The 16,655-nt window shown below is 75.1% G+C and carries 21 protein-coding genes; 8 read left to right on the top strand and 13 right to left on the bottom strand.

Annotated features, from left to right (window positions below; genetic code table 11):
* Nucleotides 1-97 precede the first annotated feature (97 nt).
* Nucleotides 98-724, top strand: a complete 627-nt coding sequence (locus EPD83_RS00500) for a hypothetical protein (RefSeq protein ID WP_128366618.1) — start codon at nt 98-100, stop codon at nt 722-724.
* A gap of 190 nt (nt 725-914) precedes the next feature.
* Here EPD83_RS00500 and EPD83_RS00495 read toward each other — a convergent pair whose 3' ends face one another.
* From EPD83_RS00495 to EPD83_RS00465, 7 genes are all read right to left on the bottom strand, one after another.
* The gene (locus EPD83_RS00495; protein ID WP_128366619.1) at nt 915-1,838 is read right to left on the bottom strand and encodes a hypothetical protein; all 924 of its coding nucleotides are present in this window, start codon (nt 1,836-1,838) and stop codon (nt 915-917) included.
* A 183-nt stretch (nt 1,839-2,021) separates the two neighbouring features.
* The gene (locus tag EPD83_RS00490; protein ID WP_165566111.1) at nt 2,022-3,284 is read right to left on the bottom strand and encodes a PQQ-dependent sugar dehydrogenase; all 1,263 of its coding nucleotides are present in this window, start codon (nt 3,282-3,284) and stop codon (nt 2,022-2,024) included.
* 100 nt (nt 3,285-3,384) lie between these two features.
* Nucleotides 3,385-3,723 carry an MGMT family protein gene (locus EPD83_RS00485; RefSeq protein ID WP_165566110.1) on the bottom strand — a complete coding sequence of 113 codons (339 nt, stop codon included), beginning with the start codon at nt 3,721-3,723 and terminating at the stop codon, nt 3,385-3,387.
* A gap of 86 nt (nt 3,724-3,809) precedes the next feature.
* Nucleotides 3,810-4,541 carry a cytochrome c biogenesis protein CcdA gene (locus tag EPD83_RS00480; protein WP_235950265.1) on the bottom strand — a complete coding sequence of 244 codons (732 nt, stop codon included), beginning with the start codon at nt 4,539-4,541 and terminating at the stop codon, nt 3,810-3,812.
* A 13-nt stretch (nt 4,542-4,554) separates the two neighbouring features.
* Nucleotides 4,555-5,088, bottom strand: a complete 534-nt coding sequence (locus tag EPD83_RS00475) for a thioredoxin family protein (protein WP_165566109.1) — start codon at nt 5,086-5,088, stop codon at nt 4,555-4,557.
* 104 nt (nt 5,089-5,192) lie between these two features.
* Entirely contained in the window at nt 5,193-6,221 is a 1,029-nt protein-coding gene (locus EPD83_RS00470; RefSeq protein ID WP_165566108.1) for a sensor histidine kinase, read from the bottom strand.
* Nucleotides 6,218-7,066 carry a response regulator transcription factor gene (locus EPD83_RS00465; protein WP_165566107.1) on the bottom strand — a complete coding sequence of 283 codons (849 nt, stop codon included), beginning with the start codon at nt 7,064-7,066 and terminating at the stop codon, nt 6,218-6,220. The genes EPD83_RS00470 and EPD83_RS00465 overlap by 4 nt, the downstream gene beginning before the upstream one ends.
* Before the next feature lie 242 nt (nt 7,067-7,308).
* On the opposite strand from EPD83_RS00465, the gene EPD83_RS00460 reads away from it, so the two are divergent.
* From EPD83_RS00460 to EPD83_RS00450, 3 genes are read left to right on the top strand one after another with little or no spacing between them, the layout of a single operon-like run.
* Nucleotides 7,309-8,529, top strand: a complete 1,221-nt coding sequence (locus tag EPD83_RS00460; RefSeq protein ID WP_128368330.1) for a pyridoxal phosphate-dependent aminotransferase — start codon at nt 7,309-7,311, stop codon at nt 8,527-8,529.
* Complete coding sequence (locus tag EPD83_RS00455; protein WP_128368329.1) at nt 8,526-8,954, top strand: fluoride efflux transporter FluC; 429 nt, start codon at nt 8,526-8,528, stop codon at nt 8,952-8,954. The genes EPD83_RS00460 and EPD83_RS00455 overlap by 4 nt, the downstream gene beginning before the upstream one ends.
* Complete coding sequence (locus EPD83_RS00450) at nt 8,951-9,310, top strand: fluoride efflux transporter FluC (RefSeq protein WP_205859352.1); 360 nt, start codon at nt 8,951-8,953, stop codon at nt 9,308-9,310. Before EPD83_RS00455 ends, EPD83_RS00450 begins: the two co-directional genes overlap by 4 nt.
* Nucleotides 9,311-9,463: 153 nt before the next feature.
* On the opposite strand, the gene EPD83_RS00445 is transcribed toward EPD83_RS00450, so the two are convergent.
* A complete protein-coding gene (locus tag EPD83_RS00445) occupies nt 9,464-11,191 on the bottom strand; it encodes a S8 family serine peptidase (RefSeq protein ID WP_128365517.1) in 1,728 nt (575 codons plus the stop codon).
* Nucleotides 11,192-11,392: 201 nt separating this feature from the next.
* Between EPD83_RS00445 and EPD83_RS00440 the strand changes: the two genes are divergently transcribed.
* Both EPD83_RS00440 and EPD83_RS00435 read left to right on the top strand, forming a co-directional pair.
* A complete protein-coding gene (locus EPD83_RS00440) occupies nt 11,393-11,737 on the top strand; it encodes a hypothetical protein (protein WP_128365518.1) in 345 nt (114 codons plus the stop codon).
* 9 nt (nt 11,738-11,746) lie between these two features.
* Nucleotides 11,747-12,397, top strand: coding sequence for a hypothetical protein (locus tag EPD83_RS00435; RefSeq protein WP_128365519.1), 651 nt, complete (start codon nt 11,747-11,749; stop codon nt 12,395-12,397).
* Here the strand turns inward: EPD83_RS00435 and EPD83_RS00430 are convergent.
* Nucleotides 12,361-13,014, bottom strand: a complete 654-nt coding sequence (locus tag EPD83_RS00430; protein ID WP_128365520.1) for a hypothetical protein — start codon at nt 13,012-13,014, stop codon at nt 12,361-12,363. The genes EPD83_RS00435 and EPD83_RS00430 overlap by 37 nt on opposite strands.
* 41 nt (nt 13,015-13,055) lie before the next feature.
* Between EPD83_RS00430 and EPD83_RS00425 the strand changes: the two genes are divergently transcribed.
* The gene (locus EPD83_RS00425; protein WP_128365521.1) at nt 13,056-13,247 is read left to right on the top strand and encodes a hypothetical protein; all 192 of its coding nucleotides are present in this window, start codon (nt 13,056-13,058) and stop codon (nt 13,245-13,247) included.
* 16 nt (nt 13,248-13,263) lie between these two features.
* Here EPD83_RS00425 and EPD83_RS00420 read toward each other — a convergent pair whose 3' ends face one another.
* From EPD83_RS00420 to EPD83_RS00410, 3 genes are read right to left on the bottom strand one after another with little or no spacing between them, the layout of a single operon-like run.
* Nucleotides 13,264-13,680 (bottom strand): VOC family protein, encoded by a 417-nt coding sequence (locus EPD83_RS00420; RefSeq protein WP_128365522.1) that lies wholly within the window; start codon nt 13,678-13,680, stop codon nt 13,264-13,266.
* A 31-nt stretch (nt 13,681-13,711) separates the two neighbouring features.
* Complete coding sequence (locus EPD83_RS00415) at nt 13,712-14,182, bottom strand: SRPBCC family protein (RefSeq protein ID WP_128365523.1); 471 nt, start codon at nt 14,180-14,182, stop codon at nt 13,712-13,714.
* Nucleotides 14,179-14,562, bottom strand: coding sequence for an ArsR/SmtB family transcription factor (locus EPD83_RS00410; RefSeq protein ID WP_128365524.1), 384 nt, complete (start codon nt 14,560-14,562; stop codon nt 14,179-14,181). The genes EPD83_RS00415 and EPD83_RS00410 overlap by 4 nt, the downstream gene beginning before the upstream one ends.
* 242 nt (nt 14,563-14,804) lie before the next feature.
* Here EPD83_RS00410 and EPD83_RS00405 point away from each other — a divergent pair, with 242 nt between their 5' ends.
* A complete protein-coding gene (locus EPD83_RS00405) occupies nt 14,805-15,455 on the top strand; it encodes a hypothetical protein (protein WP_128365525.1) in 651 nt (216 codons plus the stop codon).
* A gap of 154 nt (nt 15,456-15,609) precedes the next feature.
* Here the strand turns inward: EPD83_RS00405 and EPD83_RS00400 are convergent, their stop codons facing one another.
* Nucleotides 15,610-16,635, bottom strand: coding sequence for a LacI family DNA-binding transcriptional regulator (locus EPD83_RS00400; RefSeq protein WP_235950264.1), 1,026 nt, complete (start codon nt 16,633-16,635; stop codon nt 15,610-15,612).
* Between the last annotated feature and the right edge of the window lie 20 nt (nt 16,636-16,655).

Here is a 16,655-nt window from a genome sequence, read left to right as displayed (position 1 = left end):
CTGGCTCGCGGGCAGCGGTGCGGTGGATCGGGGTCCTGGCCCCGCTCCACCGCACCGCCGGCCGTTGGGACGCGTCCGGGTCGGCGAGGATGGGGCGGTGAGCGGACGGCAGCGGTTCCGGGGGCGGATCGCCGGGGTGGGCTCGACGTCGGGGACGCGCGTCGTCGTCGGCTGGTGGACGGAGTCGCCGTTCGGGGGGTTCGCCGACGTCATGGTCGAGGGGGCGGACGGGCACCGCGTGCTGCTGGCGCCGACCGAGGAGGTCGCCGAGCTCGTCGCCACCACGTACACCTTCGACGAGGTGCGCATCGAGCCGGTCGAGGTCCTCGCCGGCTGGGCCGACGGCGACGCCGAGCCGCAGTCCTGGGGGCCGTCGTCGCCGTCGGTGTCGCTCACGGTCGAGGTCGGCGCGCGCACCGGGCTCGGCCGGCTGCTGCGGGCGGTCCCCCGGCCGGTCGCCGAGAGCCCGGCGTTCGCGACCCTCGCCGACCCGGTGGCGCGGCTCGTCCTCGACGGGGTCCGCACCCGCGGCGTCGCCCGGGCCGGCCGGCGCGAGTACTACGGCGCCACCGACGTCCACGCGGTCACGGCGATGCACGGCTCCTTCGACGGCGCCGACCTCGGGGCGCTCGCCCCCGTCGACCCGCCGTGCCGGTTCGGCTTCTCCTCGACGCCGCGCCGCCCGTCGGTCACGAGCGTGACGACGACCATCGTCGACGAGTAGTCGGCGACCGCCGGCCCGCCCGACGCCGATGGTGGGCCGCTGCTGCGTGCCCCCCGGCGGGACCGCGAGCGTGGTGCCGGACGAGGGGTCACGACGCGCTGCACCGAGTGCGCTGCGTGCCGCGTGTCGCGACCCCTCGTCCCGTCCGGCACCCCATCCCCGGCCCCGCGACCGCCGGCCGGGGCCCGGGTCACTCCAGCCGGAGCGAGCGCGGGTCCGCCCCCAGCTCCCGGGCCAGCCGGAGCAGGGTGGTGACCCGGCGGGACCGCTGCAGGAGGTCCTCGGCGAACAGCTCGACGACGGTCCAGCCCTCGTCGCGAGCCAGCCCGAGCCGCTGCGCGTCCTCGCTGCGACGCCGGCGGGACGCATGGACGGCCCCCTGGTACTCGGCGAGGACCCGCTGGGCATGCCACACGAGGTCACCCTCCAGCAGCCACGTCCCCGCCCGGTCCAGCACCGGGGCGCACACCGCGGGCTCGGGCAGGCCGGCACCGACGACCACGAGTCGCGCCCGGGTCTCCATCGGCGAGCGCACCCCGGGCCGGACCGCCGCGACGGCGTCCTGGAGGGTGACCGCTCCGCGTGGTGCGCGGCGCCTGTCGATGACCGCCGACAGGGTGGCGACGCCGGCGGGAAGCCGTCCCACGACCGCGTCCCCCGCCACCACGAGGTCGGTCCACGTCAGCGCCGGTCCGAGCAGCTCGCCGAGGTCGCACCACGTGTCCTCGGGCGAGGTGACACGGAGCCCGTCGACCGTCGTCACGCCCCGTCGCTCCAGCCCTCGGTGACCCCGGCAGCCGGCCCGCCGCACGCGCGTGCGCGCGGAGTCGCGCATGACGTGGAGCAGCGTCGCGCCCGCGAGGTCGGACGGCAGCGGGAGTCCGTGGAGCACCGCCGCCGTGACGTGCGAGAACGCGACGTCGGACGGGAGGACCGCCGCGAAGCCGAGGGCGCGCTCGACGACGTCGGCGAACGCCTCGGTGGCCCGCAGGCCGCGCGTGGGCCGCAGCAACCGCGGGTGCCGCGTCCGGGACGCCGGGACGCCCGACGCCGCCAGGTCACGCACCCGGAAGGCTCCGCGCGGGAACGCGGCGGCGGGGAGCGGGGCGGGCATGCCGCCACCCTGGACCGTAGGGCCGGGCGACGCGGACCGCCGTCCACAGCCCCGGGTCGAGGAGTCACGACGCGCTGTACCGAGCGACCCGGGTGCAGCGCGTCACGACCCCTCGACGGGGAGGCGGGTCGTCGACGCCCTCGCCGGCGGGCCGCAGGGACTCGGCGATCCGGGGGGTCGGGGTCAGGTGCGGGGGGTGATGCGCAGCAGCTTGTCGTCGTCGCCGTTGGTCGTCGTCACGTAGAGGGCGCCGTCGGGGCCGAGCCGAGCCGCCCGCAGCCGGCCGTACGGGCCGTTCGTCGACTCGGGGATGGCGACGTCGGCCAGCGTGCCGTCGTCCTTCAGCTGGAGGACGAGCAGCTTGGCGCCCTTGAGCGCGGTGATGACCAGTGCGCCGTCGAACGCGCCCCACTGCTCGCCCTCGAGGAACGCGGCGCCGCAGATCGCCTGGGTCGAGCGGCCGGACTGCCAGATGGCGGGCACGGCGTCGGGGTAGCGCTTGCGGTCGGTCATCGGCACGCTCTCGTCGTAGCCGCCGACCGTGCCGCCCTGCGCGGGGTCCCAGCCGTAGTTGGCGCCGGACTCGATGCGGTTGACCTCGTCGTCGAAGCTGGGACCGTGCTCGGCGGTGTAGACCTCGCCGGTGCCCGGCTGCAGCGCGATGCCCTGGATGTTGCGGTGGCCGAAGCTCGTCACGTACCGCTTCGCCTCGTCGTCCGCGTCGGCGAACGGGTTGTCCGGCATGGGGTCCCCGGTCTCCAGGTCGAGCCGCAGCGTCTTGCCGCCGAGGCTCGTGAGGTCCTGGGGGATGGACCCGACCGCGGTGTCGCCGGTGCCGACGACCAGCGCGCCGTCCTCGTCGACCACCATCCGGCAGCCGGAGTGCCGCCCCGTCGACAGGGGCAGCCCGTCGAGCAGCGTCCTCTCCCGCTCCGCCGACGCCCCGTCCGCCGACAGCCGCCAGGTGACGAGCCGGATGTCGACCGGCGAGCCGTTCTCCTCGTGGGTCTGGCAGGTGGTGAACCGGCGGCTGTCCGCGAAGTCGGGGTGGACGACCAGCCCCATGAGGCCGCCCTCGCTCTCGACGAACACGTCGTCCAGGTCGGCCCGCACCCGGGTGACGTCCGCCCCCTTGCGCAGCGAGGAGACGTAGGACAGGCGCGCCGGCCGCTCGGTGACGAGGGCGCCGCCGTCCGGCAGGAAGCCGACGTCCCAGCCGTGCTCGAACCCGTCGGCGACGACCTCGACGGCGAGGTCCGGCTCCTGCGTCGAGCGGGGGGCGGGGCTCGGGGACTCCTCGGTCGTGGCGGTCGACGAGGACGGCCGCGGGGCCGGGACCTCGCCGACGTCGTCACCGCCGCCGGACGAGCAGGCCGTCACCGCGAGCAGCGCGAGGCCGGAGACGACGGCGACGGGGCGGGGGGCGGGACGGCGGAGGTGACGCATACCCCAGTGTCACAAACGTGCTGGTCGGAGCCGCACGCCGATGCGGGATCGTGACGTCCGGCGTCGAGGGCTCAGCCGCCGGCGGCCGCCGACTCCGCGGTCAGCCCGGGAGGTCGGCGACGGCCTGCTCGTACGCCGCCGCGAGGGCGGTGAGGTCGGCCCGGTAGTCGGCGATGCGGCAGCCGAGGCCGTTCGACTTGGGCAGGATGCCCTCCTGCGCCCACCGCTCGCGGGCCGGCTCGCGCAGCGGTTCCGGCAGGTCGCCCGCGGCGTTCGTCACCCGCCACCACGTGACGTTCCCGCCGTAGGCCTTCATGATCGAGCCGACGTAGCGCGGCCCGCAGCCGACGAGGGACGCGAGGTCGCCGTAGGACACGACGCGCCCGCGCGGCACCTGCTCCACGGCCCGCAGCACCCGCTCCACGACGACGTCGTCCACGACGCCGAGTCTGCCGGACCGCGAGGCGCGGCGGCGGCGGCGCGGACGCCGCCGGCTCAGCGACAGCGGCGCGGACGCCGCCGGGCTCAGCGGCCGAGGTCGGCGCCGATCTCCCACGGCGCGAGCGGCGAGTGCACGAGCACCCAGGTCTCGAGGTCCTGCATGAGCCCGGTGGCGACGAGGACCCCGAGGACGACGAAGAGCACCCCGAGACCCCGGCGCAGCGGCGAGTGCGGGTCGGCCGCCCAGCGCATCCGCCGCACGACCCGCTGCCCGCCGAGCCCGACGGCCAGCAGCACGGTGACGAGCCCGACGACGTACGTCGTGAGCAGGGCCAGCCCGCGGACGGGCTCGGCCGGCAGGACGGTGACGACGACGTACCCGTAGAGCGGGCTGCACGAGGTGAACACCGGCCCCAGCGCCGCACCGGTGAGCACGGCGCCCACCGCGCCCTCGCGCCGGTGGGCGGCGGCGAGCCCCCGCGCGCTGCCCCCGGAGAGGCCCGTCGCGACGGTGATCCGGTCCCAGACCTCGGGCAGCGCCTGGGTGACGCCGAGGGCGACGAGCAGCCCGCCGCTCAGCCACTGCCAGACACTGGGTGGGACGCCGATGAGCGCGGTGCTGGCGCGCAGCACGAGCGTGAAGACGAACACCGACGCGCCGAGCGAGATCGCGACGAGCGCCGCCCGCCTTGCCACCGGGCGCCCCGGCCCGCCGGCCACCGAGCCGCCGACGACGACCGGCAGCAGCGACAGCGCGCAGGGGGCGAGCGTCGTCAGCGCCCCGGCCACCAGGGCGCCCGCGAGCGCGAGCAGCACGGCGCTCCCTCCGTCAGACGGTCTCGGCGAGGATGGCGGCGCCGTCGCTGCTGCCGGTCCAGGTCTTGAGCCCCGAGCCGTCCGGCGCCACCTGGACGAAGGTGTGCTGCGTCGTCACGCCGTACTCCTGCCGCAGCGCCGTCGCGGAGTCGAAGTCGACCTTGACGAGGGTGAGGCCCGCGGGCACCCCGGAGGTCCGCACGGCCTCCTCGGTCGCGCGGCAGCTCGGGCACCACGGCGCGTGGAAGAAGTAGACGACCGTCGTCCCCGCGTGGGCCCCGGGGTCGGCCTCGTAGTCCTCGTAGGTGACGTACGCGCCGGGGGCCGCGGAGTCTGCTCCTGCGTCGTCCGTCGCCGGCGAGGCGCCGGCGGTCGGGGTGTCGGCCGGCGCCGACGGGGAGGGGGCGGCCGGCGTGGGGGCCGCGCCCCCGGTGTCCGTGGCCGCGCTGCCGCAGCCGGCGAGCAGCGCTGCCACCGCGGCGGCGGCCAGGGCGCCGGCGTGGGCGGTGCGGACGGGGCGGGGCGGGGCGGGGCGGCGGATCGACATCGTGGTCTCCTCGGGCTGGGGTGCTGACCCGAGTCCAGCGCACCGACGGGCGGCCCGGCCAGCACCGGGGGTCGGCCGTGAGGACCGGGTAAGGAGGGCGCCGCTCAGCCGGAGGCGGACGGTCGTCCGGCCGCCGCGTCGGGCACGGCGAGGGTGACGACGCACCCCTCGCCGTCCGGCAGGTTCGCGAGCGTCGCGTCGCCGCCGTGCGCGCGCGAGACCTCGCGGGTGATGGTCAGGCCGAGGCCCATGCCGCGCTCGTGCCGGGAGGTGTCGCCGCGCCAGCCGGCGTCGAAGACGTGCCGCAGCGACTCCTCGTCGAGGCCACCGCACCCGTCGGCGACCTCTACGCGCACGACGTCGCCGTCGCGCCGGGTGCCGACCGTGACGCTCCCGCCGGACGGGGTGTGCTGGACGGCGTTGCGCAGCACGTTGCTGACCGCGCGGGAGAGGGCGCGGGCCTCGCCGAGGACCGTCGCCCCGGCCAGGTCCCCGGCGACGAGGCGGACCCCGGCGGCGTCCGCCAGCGGCGAGACCCCGGAGACCGCGTCGGACACGAGGTCGTCGAGCTCCACCGGCTCGCGCGGCATCTCGGCCGGCCCCTGGAGGCGCGACAGCTCGGCGATGTCGTCGACCATGCCGTCCATGCGGTCGACCTCCCGGACGATGCTCGAGTGCGCCCGGGCGGGCTCGGCGACGGCGCCGTCCTCGAGGGACTCCGCGAGCACCCGGATCCCGGCCAGCGGGGTGCGCAGGTCGTGCGAGAGCCAGCGGATGGTCTCGCGGCGGGAGGTCTCGATCTCACGGTCGCGCGCCCGCGCCGCGCGGGACGAGGCGGCCTCATGCTCCAGGCGCCACACCCGGCGGGCGAGCAGGAGCCCGACGACGACGGCCATCGGCGCTCCGGCGAGCAGGACGAACAGCAGTGTGCGGTAGTCGTCCTCGGCGATGAGCATCGAGCGGGTGGCGACGGCGACGCCGGCGGCCAGCGAGCCGACGAGGACGAGCGGGGCGCCGAGGGCGGCGACGGCCGGCCGCTCGCGGGCCAGGCGGGCGAGGAGGAGCGCGCCGGTGCCGCCGGCGCCCGCGGTGACGACGGCCGACAGGGCGACGGCGCTGGTCTCGGGCGTCACGAGCGGGGGCCCGGCGGGGCGTCGTCGACGGCCGCGTCGGCGTCGAGGGAGGCGTCGACGGGCGCGTCGGCATCGACGGTCGTCGGGGCGTCGTCGACGGGCGCGTCGGCATCGACGGTCGTCGGGGCGGCGTCGGAAGCGACCGGTGCGGCGGCGCCGTCGGGAGCGGCGTCCCAGCGGTAGCCCCGGCCGAAGACGGTCGCGAGCCGGACGGGGGCGCCGGGGTCGGCCTCGACCTTCTCGCGGACCCGGCGGACGTGGACGGTGACGGTGGACGCGTCGCCGACGTCCCAGCCCCAGACCTCGCGCATGAGCTCGTCGCGGGACCAGACGACGCCGGGGTGCTGGAGGAACCAGGCGAGCAGGTCCAGCTCGCGGGCCGTGAACGACAGCGCCTCGCCGCCGCGGGTCACGGTGCGGGCGCCGAGGTCGACGACGAGGTCGCCGTCGCGCAGCACCCCGGCCACCTCCGGCGGTGGGGCGGTGGCGCGACGCAGGACCGAGCGCACCCGCAGCTCGAGCTCGCGCAGGCTGAAGGGCTTGGTGACGTAGTCGTCGGCGCCGTGCTGCAGGCCCTGGACGCGCTCGTGCTCCTGGCTGCGGGCGGTGACCATGATGAGCGGCAGGTCGCGGCGCATCGAGCGCAGCCGCCGGGTCACCTCGAGCCCGCCGAGGCCGGGGAGCATGAGGTCGAGCAGGACGAGGTCGGCGGGCCGGGCCGTGAACGCGGCCACCGCGCTCTCGCCGTCGGGGGCCGTCTCGACGTCGTGGCCGGCCCGCGCCAGGTAGGCGGCGACGGCGTCGCGCACCGTCGCGTCGTCCTCGACCACCAGGATGCGCACCACCCGCCCAGGCTAGGGCGGCCCACCCACGCAACCACCCGGGCCCGGCCCACCGGTAAGCCCCCCGCAACCCCCACCTCCACACCGGCGAACCCCCCGTGACATTTCGGGGTGACCCCGAAATGTCGCTGAGACACGGCTTGCGAACGGGGGGTCTCGGTGACATTTCGGGGTCACCCCGAAATGTCGCCCGGCGGGGGGTGGCGGGAGGACGGGGGGGTGGGGTGGGCTGAGACACTGGCGGCATGCGCCGGATCGTCCAGAGCAAGAAGCTCCAGCACGTTCGCTACGACGTCCGGGGGCCGATCCTCGTCGAGGCCCAGCGCCTGGAGGCCGAGGGTCACAAGATCCTCAAGCTCAACATCGGCAACACGGCTCCGTTCGGCTTCGAGGCCCCCGACGCCATCGTCGCCGACATGGTCCACAACCTGCCCGACAGCCAGGGCTACGCCGACTCGCGCGGCATCTACTCGGCCCGGACCGCCATCGCGCAGTACTACCAGTCGCGGGGTCTGCGGGACACCGGCGTCGAGGACGTCTACATCGGCAACGGCGTCTCCGAGCTCATCACGATGGTCCTCCAGGCCTTCGTCGACGACGGCAACGAGGTGCTCGTCCCGGCGCCCGACTACCCGCTGTGGACCGGCGCGGTCTCCCTGTCCGGCGGGACGCCGGTGCACTACCGCTGCGACGAGGCCAACGGCTGGAACCCCGACCTCGAGGACATCGAGGCCAAGATCACCCCGGACACCCAGGCCCTCGTCGTCATCAACCCGAACAACCCCACCGGCGCGGTGTACTCGCAGGAGACGGTGCGCGCCCTCGTCGACATCGCCCGGCGCCACGACCTCGTCCTCATGGCCGACGAGATCTACGAGAAGATCCTCTTCGACGACGCCGTGCACCACCACGTCGCGACCTACGCCGCCGACGACGTGCTGTGCCTCACCTTCAGCGGCCTCTCCAAGGCCTACCGGGTGTGCGGCTACCGCGCCGGCTGGGTCATGGTCAGCGGTCCCAAGCACCTGGCCGAGAGCTTCCTCGAGGGCCTCACGCTGCTCGCCAACATGCGGATGTGCGCCAACGTCCCCGCGCAGCACGCGATCCAGACCGCGCTCGGCGGCTACCAGTCGGTCAACGAGCTCATCGGCCCCGGCGGCCGGTTCCGCGAGCAGAGCAAGCTCGCCTGGCGTCTGCTCACCGACATCCCGGGCGTCACCTGCGTCGAGCCCGAGGGCGCCCTCTACTGCTTCCCCCGCCTGGACCCCGAGGTCTACCCCATCGAGTCCGACGAGGCCTTCGTCATCGACCTGCTGCGCTCGAAGAAGATCCTCGTCACCCACGGCACCGGCTTCAACTGGTTCGAGCCCGACCACTTCCGGCTCGTCACCCTCCCGGACGAAGAGGTGCTCACCGAGGCCGTCGGCCGCATCGCCGAGTACCTCGAGACCATCCGCGCCCGATGACGGCTCCGGTGCCCGGCCCCGCGCCGGGGCGCGCACCGGACCTCGGGCTGCTTGGGTCGGTCGCGCTCGGCGGGGCGGCCGGCTCGCTCGGGCGCTGGGGCGTGGGGCTCGCCCTGCCGCACGGCGCCGGCCAGGTGCCCTGGGCGACGTTGCTCGTCAACGTCACCGGCGCCTTCGCGATGGGCCTGCTCGTCGCGTCCCTCGTCGACCGGCCCGGGGCGCACCGCCTCGTGCGGCCGTTCCTCGGGGTCGGGGTGCTCGGCGGCTGGACGACGTTCTCGGCGCTGGCCGTCGAGACGGTCGAGCTGGGGGCGGGCCGGCACGTCCAGGTCGCCCTCCTCTACCTCACGCTCACGTTCGTCGCCGGACTGTTCGCCGTCGCCGCGGGGGTCCGCCTCGGCCGCACGGCCCGGCCGGGACCGTGACGGCCACCCACGCGCTGCTCGTCGCGCTCGGGGCGGCGGTCGGCGCGCCGGCCCGGATGCTCGTGGGGCAGGCGGTCCGTGACCGGTTCGGCGCCAGTGTGCCGACCGGCACCCTCGTCGTCAACGTCGCGGGGGCCTTCGTCCTCGGCCTGCTCGTCGGCGGCAAGGCCGGCCCGGGCTGGCTCGCGCTCCTCGGCACCGGGTTCTGCGGGGCCTTCACGACCTTCTCCAGCCTGGCGCTGGAGATCTGGCAGGCCACCGAGGACGGCGACCGCCTCGAGCCGACCCGGATCGTCGCGCTGACCGTCGTCCTCGGCGTCGGCGCGGCCGCCGCCGGCTACGCCCTCACGGCCTGACCGGGCGTCGCGGCCGGACGCCCGGGTCCCCAAGCGCGGACGCCCGGCTTCCGGCACACGGACGCCGGGTCCCGGCACGCGGACGCCGCCCGACCCCCGTGGGGGCGGGCGGCGTCCGCGTCCGCTCGGGGTCCCGAAGGCCCCGCGCCGACGTCAGGACACGGCGTTCAGCGCGTTGACGATGCCGTCGCCGTAGAACCCGTTGAAGTCGGCGGTGCCGACGCACGTGGCGTTGTAGCTCGCCGGGATCGGGGCCGCGTACGAGTACACGCCGCCGTCACCGTTCGGGCAGGCCTTGTCGCGGGCGGTGTCCATGAGGATCTTCGCCGTGACGTCGGGCGCCAGGCCGAACTCGCCCGGACCGGTCTTCCCGCCGTGGGCGGCGACGACGAGGGCCGCGACGCCGGCGGCGTGCGGCGACGCCATCGAGGTACCCTGGAGGTACTGGTAGTACCCGCAGACCTCCTCGCCGTCCTCGGTCCTGCAGTCCTTCTTCACGAAGCCCTCACCCGCGGGGGTGATGTCGCCGTTGGCGTCGACGTCACCGTTCGCCTGGAGGACGTGCAGCGGCGCGGCCGACAGGATGAGGTTCGCCGGGTCCCGGGGGGTGCCGTCGTAGAAGTCGCCACCGGGAGCGGAGACCTCGATCTCACCGGAGGTGAGGTCGGTCGTCCAGTTGGAGTAGTACGCCTTGCGCTCGCTCGGGCCGGTCGCCGAAACTCCGACGACGTCGGGGCCCTCGACGGGCAGGTCGACACAGGCCTGACCGTCGATGGTGCGCGGGTGCGGACCGTCGAACCCGTAGTCGGGGCTGCTCGTGTCCGTCCGCGGGTTCGCCAGGTCGTCGTGCCCGTTGCCCAGCGCGGCGACGAGGGTGACGCCGCGGTCGTGGGCGTAGGCGAGCGCCCGGTTCATCGCCTCGATGATGGCGTCCTGGTTGGCCGCCTCCTCGGCGGTGTCCTCGGGCGCGCCGCCGGGGCAGTTGTAGGCCCACGGGTCGACGTAGAACGACATGTTGACGACGTCCAGGCCGACGTCACCGGAGTAGGTGAGCGCGTCGACGGTCGGGCCGAGGAGGAAGTAGCCGCTGTCCTGGCCGGCCCGGACGTTGACGAGGTCGACCTTCGGCGCGACGCCGGAGACCCCGAGGCCGTTCATCGCGGCGCCGATCGTGCCGGCGACGTGGGTGCCGTGGCCGTCGTCGTCGACGTCCGCCGGGTCGACGCAGCCCGCGTAGTCGCAGGTGCCGTCGAACAGCGGGTCGTCGGCGTCGTTCGTGAAGTTGCGCGACAGCCGCCGGTCGAAGTTCGGCGCGATGTCGGGGTGGCTGCCGTCGACGCCGGTGTCCATGACGCCGACCCGCACCTTCTTGCTGCCCATCGTGATGCGGTGGGCCTCGGGGGCGTCGATCTGGTCCATGCCCCAGAGGAGTCCGTCGAACGGGTCCATCTTGGTCTTCTTGCCCGCCGCGGCGCCCTTGCCCTGGCCCGACGCCGCGCCGACGGCCCCGTTGCGGGGCTTCTCGACCGCCATCTGCTGCGGGACGTCCTTCGGCGCCCTGCCGACGACGCTGTTGTCGGCGGCGGCCTCGACACCCTTCAGGGAGCGGGCCTTCGCCGCGAAGCCGGTCACGGTGGAGCGCACCGTGACCATGCCGATCGCCGAGTTGACCGACTCCACGGTCGCGCCGGCCCGGGTGAGCTGCCGGGCCAGGGCCTTGGCGTCGGTGCCCTTCTCCGCGAGCACCACGTAGGACTTCGCCGGTCCGTGACCGGACGCGGCCGGGACCGCGGTCGGGGCTGCGATGGCAGCCGTCGCCGCGAGGGCGCTGGTGGCGAGCGCCACCACACCGGTCGCCGCGAGTGTGCGAGATCGTCGCATCGGGTTGGTCTCCTCCGTCGGGAACGGACGCGGGGGCGTCCGCGGCACACCGTAGGCCGGTCCACCGACGGGTGGGGCTTTGGTGGCAGAGGAGCCGTCCGCCCCGACACCTCCCGCAGCCGGCAAGGACCGGCGACGGGTCCGGGCCGGACGTCGCCCGCTCGGTGCGTCGTGGCGCGGTCACGCCTATGCTCGGGCCCCATGCGCCGACGCACCGAGGGCCAGGAGCCCGACCTGTTCGAGTCCTTCGCGGACACGGACGACGCGGCCGAGCCCGAGGGCGGGCTCCCTCCGGCGCGCACCCTCGCCCGGTCGGCAGGCGTGACGGTCGTCCTCATGGTGCTCGCGTCGCTGGGCTTCATCGGCGCCGCCTGGCTCGCGAGCCGGCACACCCCGGACGTGCAGTACACCTCGCTGTTCTGGGAGGGCCTGGTCCTCCTGGTGTGGGGCGGGCTGTGGGGGCTGCTCGGCGGGGCGGGCGCCCTGTCGGTCGGGGTGGTCGCGGTGGCGCTGCCGTGGGTGCGCCGCCAGCGCGCCCGCTCCTGACCGCCGGGGATGATCGACCCGCGGTTCGTCCTCCTCGGAGCCCTGCTCAGCCTCGTCGGCAGCACCCGGTACGCCTGGCTCACCGTCGCCGGCCGGACCCGGCCGAACCGGGTGACCTGGATCCTCTGGGCGACCGCGCCGCTCGTCGGCTTCCTCGCCCAGCTGGACGAGGGGGTCGGGTGGCCCGCCGTCCTCACCCTGTCCATCGGCCTCGGCCCGGCGGTCATCGCCGCCGCGACGTTCGTCAACCCGGCCGCGTACTGGCGCGTGGGCCGCGTCGACCTCGCGTGCGGGCTCGTGTCGGTCCTCGCGCTCGGCGTGTGGCTGACCCGTGACGACCCGGTGGGCGCCGTCGTCCTCGCCGTGCTCGCCGACGCCGTCGCCGGCGTGCCGACGATCCGCAAGGCCTGGACCCACCCGTGGACCGAGAACCCGGTGGTCTTCGTCCTCGGGGCGGTCAACGGGTACGTCACCCTCCTGACCATCGACCGGTGGGACGTCGCCGTCTGGGCCTTCCCGGCCTACCTCGCGGTGCTCGGCACCGGCGTCGGCCTCGTCGTCGTCCTGCGGCAGCGCAGGCTCCCGCCGCCCGTGACCCCGCCGGCCGGAGCGGACGGCCCCGGTCAGGCCGGCGGCGCGACCTCGACCTCGGCGCCGTAGCGGCGGCCCTCGGCGAGCGGCAGGGAGTCCCCGCTCCAGAAGCGGCCGGGGTCGTACCAGTTCGTCGGGACGTCCGGGCGCAGCACGCCCATCTCCTCGAGCGTGGCGGCGACGACCTCCGCGCAGTACGCGTCCTCCGGCCGCAGGCCCTTCGCCTCCCGCGAGCGCCGGGTGAGGTGGGCGTCGCGCCCGCGCAGCCACCGCCAGCCGAGCCGGACCGTCGAGGGGAAGGACACCCCGTCGAGCCGGGCCACGACCCGCAGCGCGGCGTCCTCCTCGGCGGCGCCGGCGGCCGGGTCGAGCTGCCGCAGCCAGGCGCGCTGGCCGTAGCGCACCTGCCACGTCATCACGGCCTCGGCCAGGTCGTGCAGCTGGACGCCGCGGTGGTGGTCGCCGGTCCACTGGTCCCGCAGTGACCGCCCGAGCTCGGCGTGCCACATGAGCGGCGGCAGGTCGTCGAGGACGAGGGCCATCCCGACGTGGTTGACCGGGGCGTTGCTGGCCGTCTGGATCGCCCGGTCGGCGACGGTGCCGCCGCGGAAGATCCACAGGTCGCCGGTGCGGGTCGTCGCGACGGCGTCGTCGAACGGGACGGCGGTCGAGCGGGGGCGCGCCATGGCCCCAGTGTGCCGGGCCCCCGGTGGCTAGGGTGAGCGCCGTGGACCGCAACCGGATGTGGAAGCTGCTCGGCATCGCGTCGGCGGCCGGGGTCGTCGCCACCGGGGTGCTCGTGACGAGGGACGAGCGCTCGCGCCGGGCCTACAGCCCGGACGAGGTGCGCGACCGGCTCCGCGAGCGCGCCGCCCGGACCTCGTCCGAGCGGTCCGGGGACGACGCGCCGGCCCCCTGACCCCCGGGCCGTCCGCTCAGCCGGCGGGGTCGCGGGGCGGCGACGAGGACCCGCCGCGGGCCCGGATCTCCTGAACCACCCAGGAGTTGCCGTCGGGGTCCGCGAACCCGAACAGCGTGCCGCCGTCCCGCTCGTCGAGCGCCGTCACCTCCTCGCACGCCACGCCGCGACCCACGAGCTCCGCGTGGGCGGCCCGGGCGTCCGGGACGACCAGCTGCAGCCCGTGCAGCGAGCCGGGGGCCATGCGCTGCATGGGGGGCAACGTCCCGAGGACCACCGAGCAGCCCGACCCGCGCGGCGTCAGCTGGACGATGCGCCCGTACCCGGCGTCGGTGTCGTGGTCCAGGGCGAACCCCACCCGGTCGCGGTAGAACGCGATCGACGCCTCGACGTCGGACACGGGGACGACGACGACCTCGAGGGTCCAGTCCATGGGTCCTCCTTCGGTGGCCACGGGGCCGCCCTCAGCGCAGCACGGAGTCCAGGCGCACGTACCCCTCGCGCATGCCCGACTCCATGCCGCTCTCGACCATGGCGTCGCGGCCCTCGACGGTGCGGCCGATGCTGCGGCCGCGCAGGCGGGTGCGGCCGTCGCCGAGGTCCTCGAAGGTGAGGAACTCCAGGGCGACCTGGTCCGGCATGCCCACGAACTCGAAGGTCTGGATGACGGTCTCGTCGTCGCGCACGGTGTGGAACGAGCCCCTAAAGCCGTACTCGCCGCCGTCGGGGTCGCGGTGCACGTACTCGTAGGCGCCGCCGTCGGTGAACTCCCAGTGCACGACGTCCATCTCGTAGCCGTGCGGGCCGAGCCAGCGCCGGACCTTGTCGGGGTCGCGGTGGGCGTCGAAGACGGCGGCGACGGGGGCGTCGAACTCGCGGGTGAAGTCGATCCAGGGGACGTCCTTCGGGACGTCGAGGTGCAGCTCGTTGCTCATCGGTCTCTCCTTCTGGGGGTGGTGGGGTCGGTCCCGGACGGGGCCGCCGGTGGGGCTTGGGGGTCCTCGGCGAGCAGGGCGTCGAGGCGGCGGAATGACCGCTCGGCCGCGATCCGGTAGCCGTCGATCCACGCGGTGAGCCGCTCGAGGGCGGCCGGCTCGAGGCGGACCGGCCGGCGCTGGGCGTCGCGACCCTTGGACACCAGGCCGGCGTCCTCGAGCACCTGCAGATGGCGCGAGACCGCCTGCAGCGAGATGTCGAACGGCTCGGCGATCTCGCCGACGGTGGCCGGGCCCCGGCTGAGCCGCGCGACGATCGCCCGGCGGACGGGGTCGGCCAGCGCGGCGAACCCGCGGTCGACGTCGTCCGGCTTCTCCATGTCTGTATTAAATCACTGAGTTGATCAACAGTCAAGTTGATCTAGGACGATCCACGCGCCGCACGGGACGGACGAGGACGGTGGGGCGGGTGAGAGGGGCAACGCCGGCATCGGCGAGAAAGTCGGAGGATTTCCGCGATCCGGGCAATCCGCCCGAGCGGGGTGCGACGAACCGCCTCCCGGGACGGCACCACAGATGCTGTCGTCCGTCATCGCAGGGAAACCCCACGGAGGATCACCCCATGAAGGTCAGGACCCCCCTCGCACTCACCGCCGCCGCCGCGCTCTCGCTCGGTACCGCCGGCGCTGCGTTCGCCGCGCACGACGACAACCCCTCGGCCAAGGTCGCGAGCTACTCGTACTCGCTCGACCCCGTCCAGGCACCCACGGTGCCGAACAGCCAGGCCAACGGCACGACCCGCATCAAGACGCTGCCCAGCGGCAAGGTGCAGGTCAAGGTCGAGGCCTGGGGCCTCATGCCCAACGCCCCGCACGCCATGCACCTGCACGGCGTCGACGGCCCGGCCACGGACATGGGCTGCCCGGACAGCGACGCCGACGTCAACGGCGACGGCTACGTCACCGTCGTCGAGGGCGTGCCGTACTACGGCAGCATCCTCACCTCGCTGACCACGACCGGCGACGTGTCGCCGAGCAGCGCGCTCGACCTCACCCGGATGGCGGTCGCCGACGAGAACGGCTACCTCTCCTACAGCCGCACGTTCAGCCAGGACTCGGCGATGGCCAACGCCGGCACCGTCCAGGTCGTCGTCCACGGCATCGACATCAACGGCAACGGCGAGTACGACTTCGAGGCCGGCCCGTCCTCGCTCGGCAACGCCTTCCCGCTCGAGGCCACCATCCCGGTCCTCTGCGGCGGCATCGCCAACTGACCCACCCGTCGCGGCCGCCCGTCGGCCACGACACCCGTCTTCCGCGAGGACCCCGCGCGGGAGGGACGACCCCGGCAGCTCTCGCGCCGGGGTCGTCGCACGTCCGGACCCGTCCGCGCCCGCCCCACCCGACCCGCGGGTCCAGGGTGGGGGGTCAGGCGCGGGCGGGGCGGCGGCCGGAGCCCCGGACGACGAGCCGGGTCGGCAGGACGATGGTCCGGGGCGGCGACTCGTCACCGAGCAGCCGGGCGAAGAGCACCTGGGCCGCCTTCTCCCCCATCGCCGCCGGATCGAGGTGGACGGCCGTGACCGGCGGGTCGACGAGCTCGGCGAGCTCGAAGTCGTCGTAGGCCACGAGCGACAGCGCGATCCCGAGGTCGCGCAGCGCGACGAGGGTGAGCACGGTGACGCGGTTGTTGCCGGTGACGAGCGCCGTCACCGGCTCCGGCCCCTCGGTCCAGGCCGCGAGCGCCGCCCGCACCGACTCCGGGCCGTGGGGGCCCATGACGACCGGTGCCGGCGACGGCAGCCCGATCGAGCCGTGCGTCGCGAGGAAGGACTCCCGCCGCTGACGCGCGGTCCAGAACTCCGGGTCGTCGCCGAGGAAGCCGATCCGCCGGTGGCCGTGGGCGACGAGGTGCTCGACGGCGCTGCGCATCCCCCCGAGGTTGTCCGACAGCACCGTGTCGCAGTGCGCCCCGCGCACGGGCCGGTCCAGGTGGACGATCGGGGTCCCCGCGGCCTCGAGGGACGGGTCGGCGACGGGAGCCTCGCCGGCGGGGACGACGACGACGCCGTCGACGCGCCGGGCCAGCAGCGCCTGGACGACGGCCCGCTCGCGGTTCGGCGAGTTCTCGGCCGACGCGGTGATGAGGTGGTAGCGGTGCATCCGCGCCTCCCGCTCCACCCCGGCGGCGATCTGCGAGTAGAACGGGTTGGCCAGCTCCTCGACGACGAGCCCGATGGTGAAGGTCCGCCCCTCCCGGATCGTCGCGAGACCGCCGGCCCGGCGGAACCCGGTACGCCGGATGATCTCGCGTACCCGCTCGGCCGTGTCGGGCCGGACCCCGGGGTGGTGGTTGACGACCCGCGAGACGGTCTTCACCGACACGTGCGCCTCCGCGGCGATCTCCGCCATCGTCGGGCGCGCGGGGGGCCGGTGGTCCGACGTCGGGGTCACCGCGTCATGACACCAGAGCA

Source organism: Phycicoccus flavus, from assembly GCF_004025965.2.
Lineage (GTDB): Bacteria > Actinomycetota > Actinomycetes > Actinomycetales > Dermatophilaceae > Phycicoccus > Phycicoccus flavus.
This window is presented reverse-complemented; position numbering and strand designations above follow the sequence as displayed.

What these genes read in the sequence shown, in the direction of transcription:
- EPD83_RS00490 (WP_165566111.1), bottom strand. Translation starts at nt 3,284, where the DNA reads ATGCGTCACCTCCGCCGTCCCGCCCCCCGCCCCGTCGCCGTCGTCTCC.
- EPD83_RS00460 (WP_128368330.1), top strand. Translation starts at nt 7,309, where the DNA reads ATGCGCCGGATCGTCCAGAGCAAGAAGCTCCAGCACGTTCGCTACGAC.
- EPD83_RS00415 (WP_128365523.1), bottom strand. Translation starts at nt 14,182, where the DNA reads ATGAGCAACGAGCTGCACCTCGACGTCCCGAAGGACGTCCCCTGGATC.
- EPD83_RS00435 (WP_128365519.1), top strand. Translation starts at nt 11,747, where the DNA reads ATGATCGACCCGCGGTTCGTCCTCCTCGGAGCCCTGCTCAGCCTCGTC.
- EPD83_RS00440 (WP_128365518.1), top strand. Translation starts at nt 11,393, where the DNA reads ATGCGCCGACGCACCGAGGGCCAGGAGCCCGACCTGTTCGAGTCCTTC.
- EPD83_RS00405 (WP_128365525.1), top strand. Translation starts at nt 14,805, where the DNA reads ATGAAGGTCAGGACCCCCCTCGCACTCACCGCCGCCGCCGCGCTCTCG.
- EPD83_RS00430 (WP_128365520.1), bottom strand. Translation starts at nt 13,014, where the DNA reads ATGGCGCGCCCCCGCTCGACCGCCGTCCCGTTCGACGACGCCGTCGCG.
- EPD83_RS00495 (WP_128366619.1), bottom strand. Translation starts at nt 1,838, where the DNA reads ATGCCCGCCCCGCTCCCCGCCGCCGCGTTCCCGCGCGGAGCCTTCCGG.
- EPD83_RS00420 (WP_128365522.1), bottom strand. Translation starts at nt 13,680, where the DNA reads ATGGACTGGACCCTCGAGGTCGTCGTCGTCCCCGTGTCCGACGTCGAG.
- EPD83_RS00445 (WP_128365517.1), bottom strand. Translation starts at nt 11,191, where the DNA reads ATGCGACGATCTCGCACACTCGCGGCGACCGGTGTGGTGGCGCTCGCC.
- EPD83_RS00455 (WP_128368329.1), top strand. Translation starts at nt 8,526, where the DNA reads ATGACGGCTCCGGTGCCCGGCCCCGCGCCGGGGCGCGCACCGGACCTC.
- EPD83_RS00410 (WP_128365524.1), bottom strand. Translation starts at nt 14,562, where the DNA reads ATGGAGAAGCCGGACGACGTCGACCGCGGGTTCGCCGCGCTGGCCGAC.
- EPD83_RS00475 (WP_165566109.1), bottom strand. Translation starts at nt 5,088, where the DNA reads ATGTCGATCCGCCGCCCCGCCCCGCCCCGCCCCGTCCGCACCGCCCAC.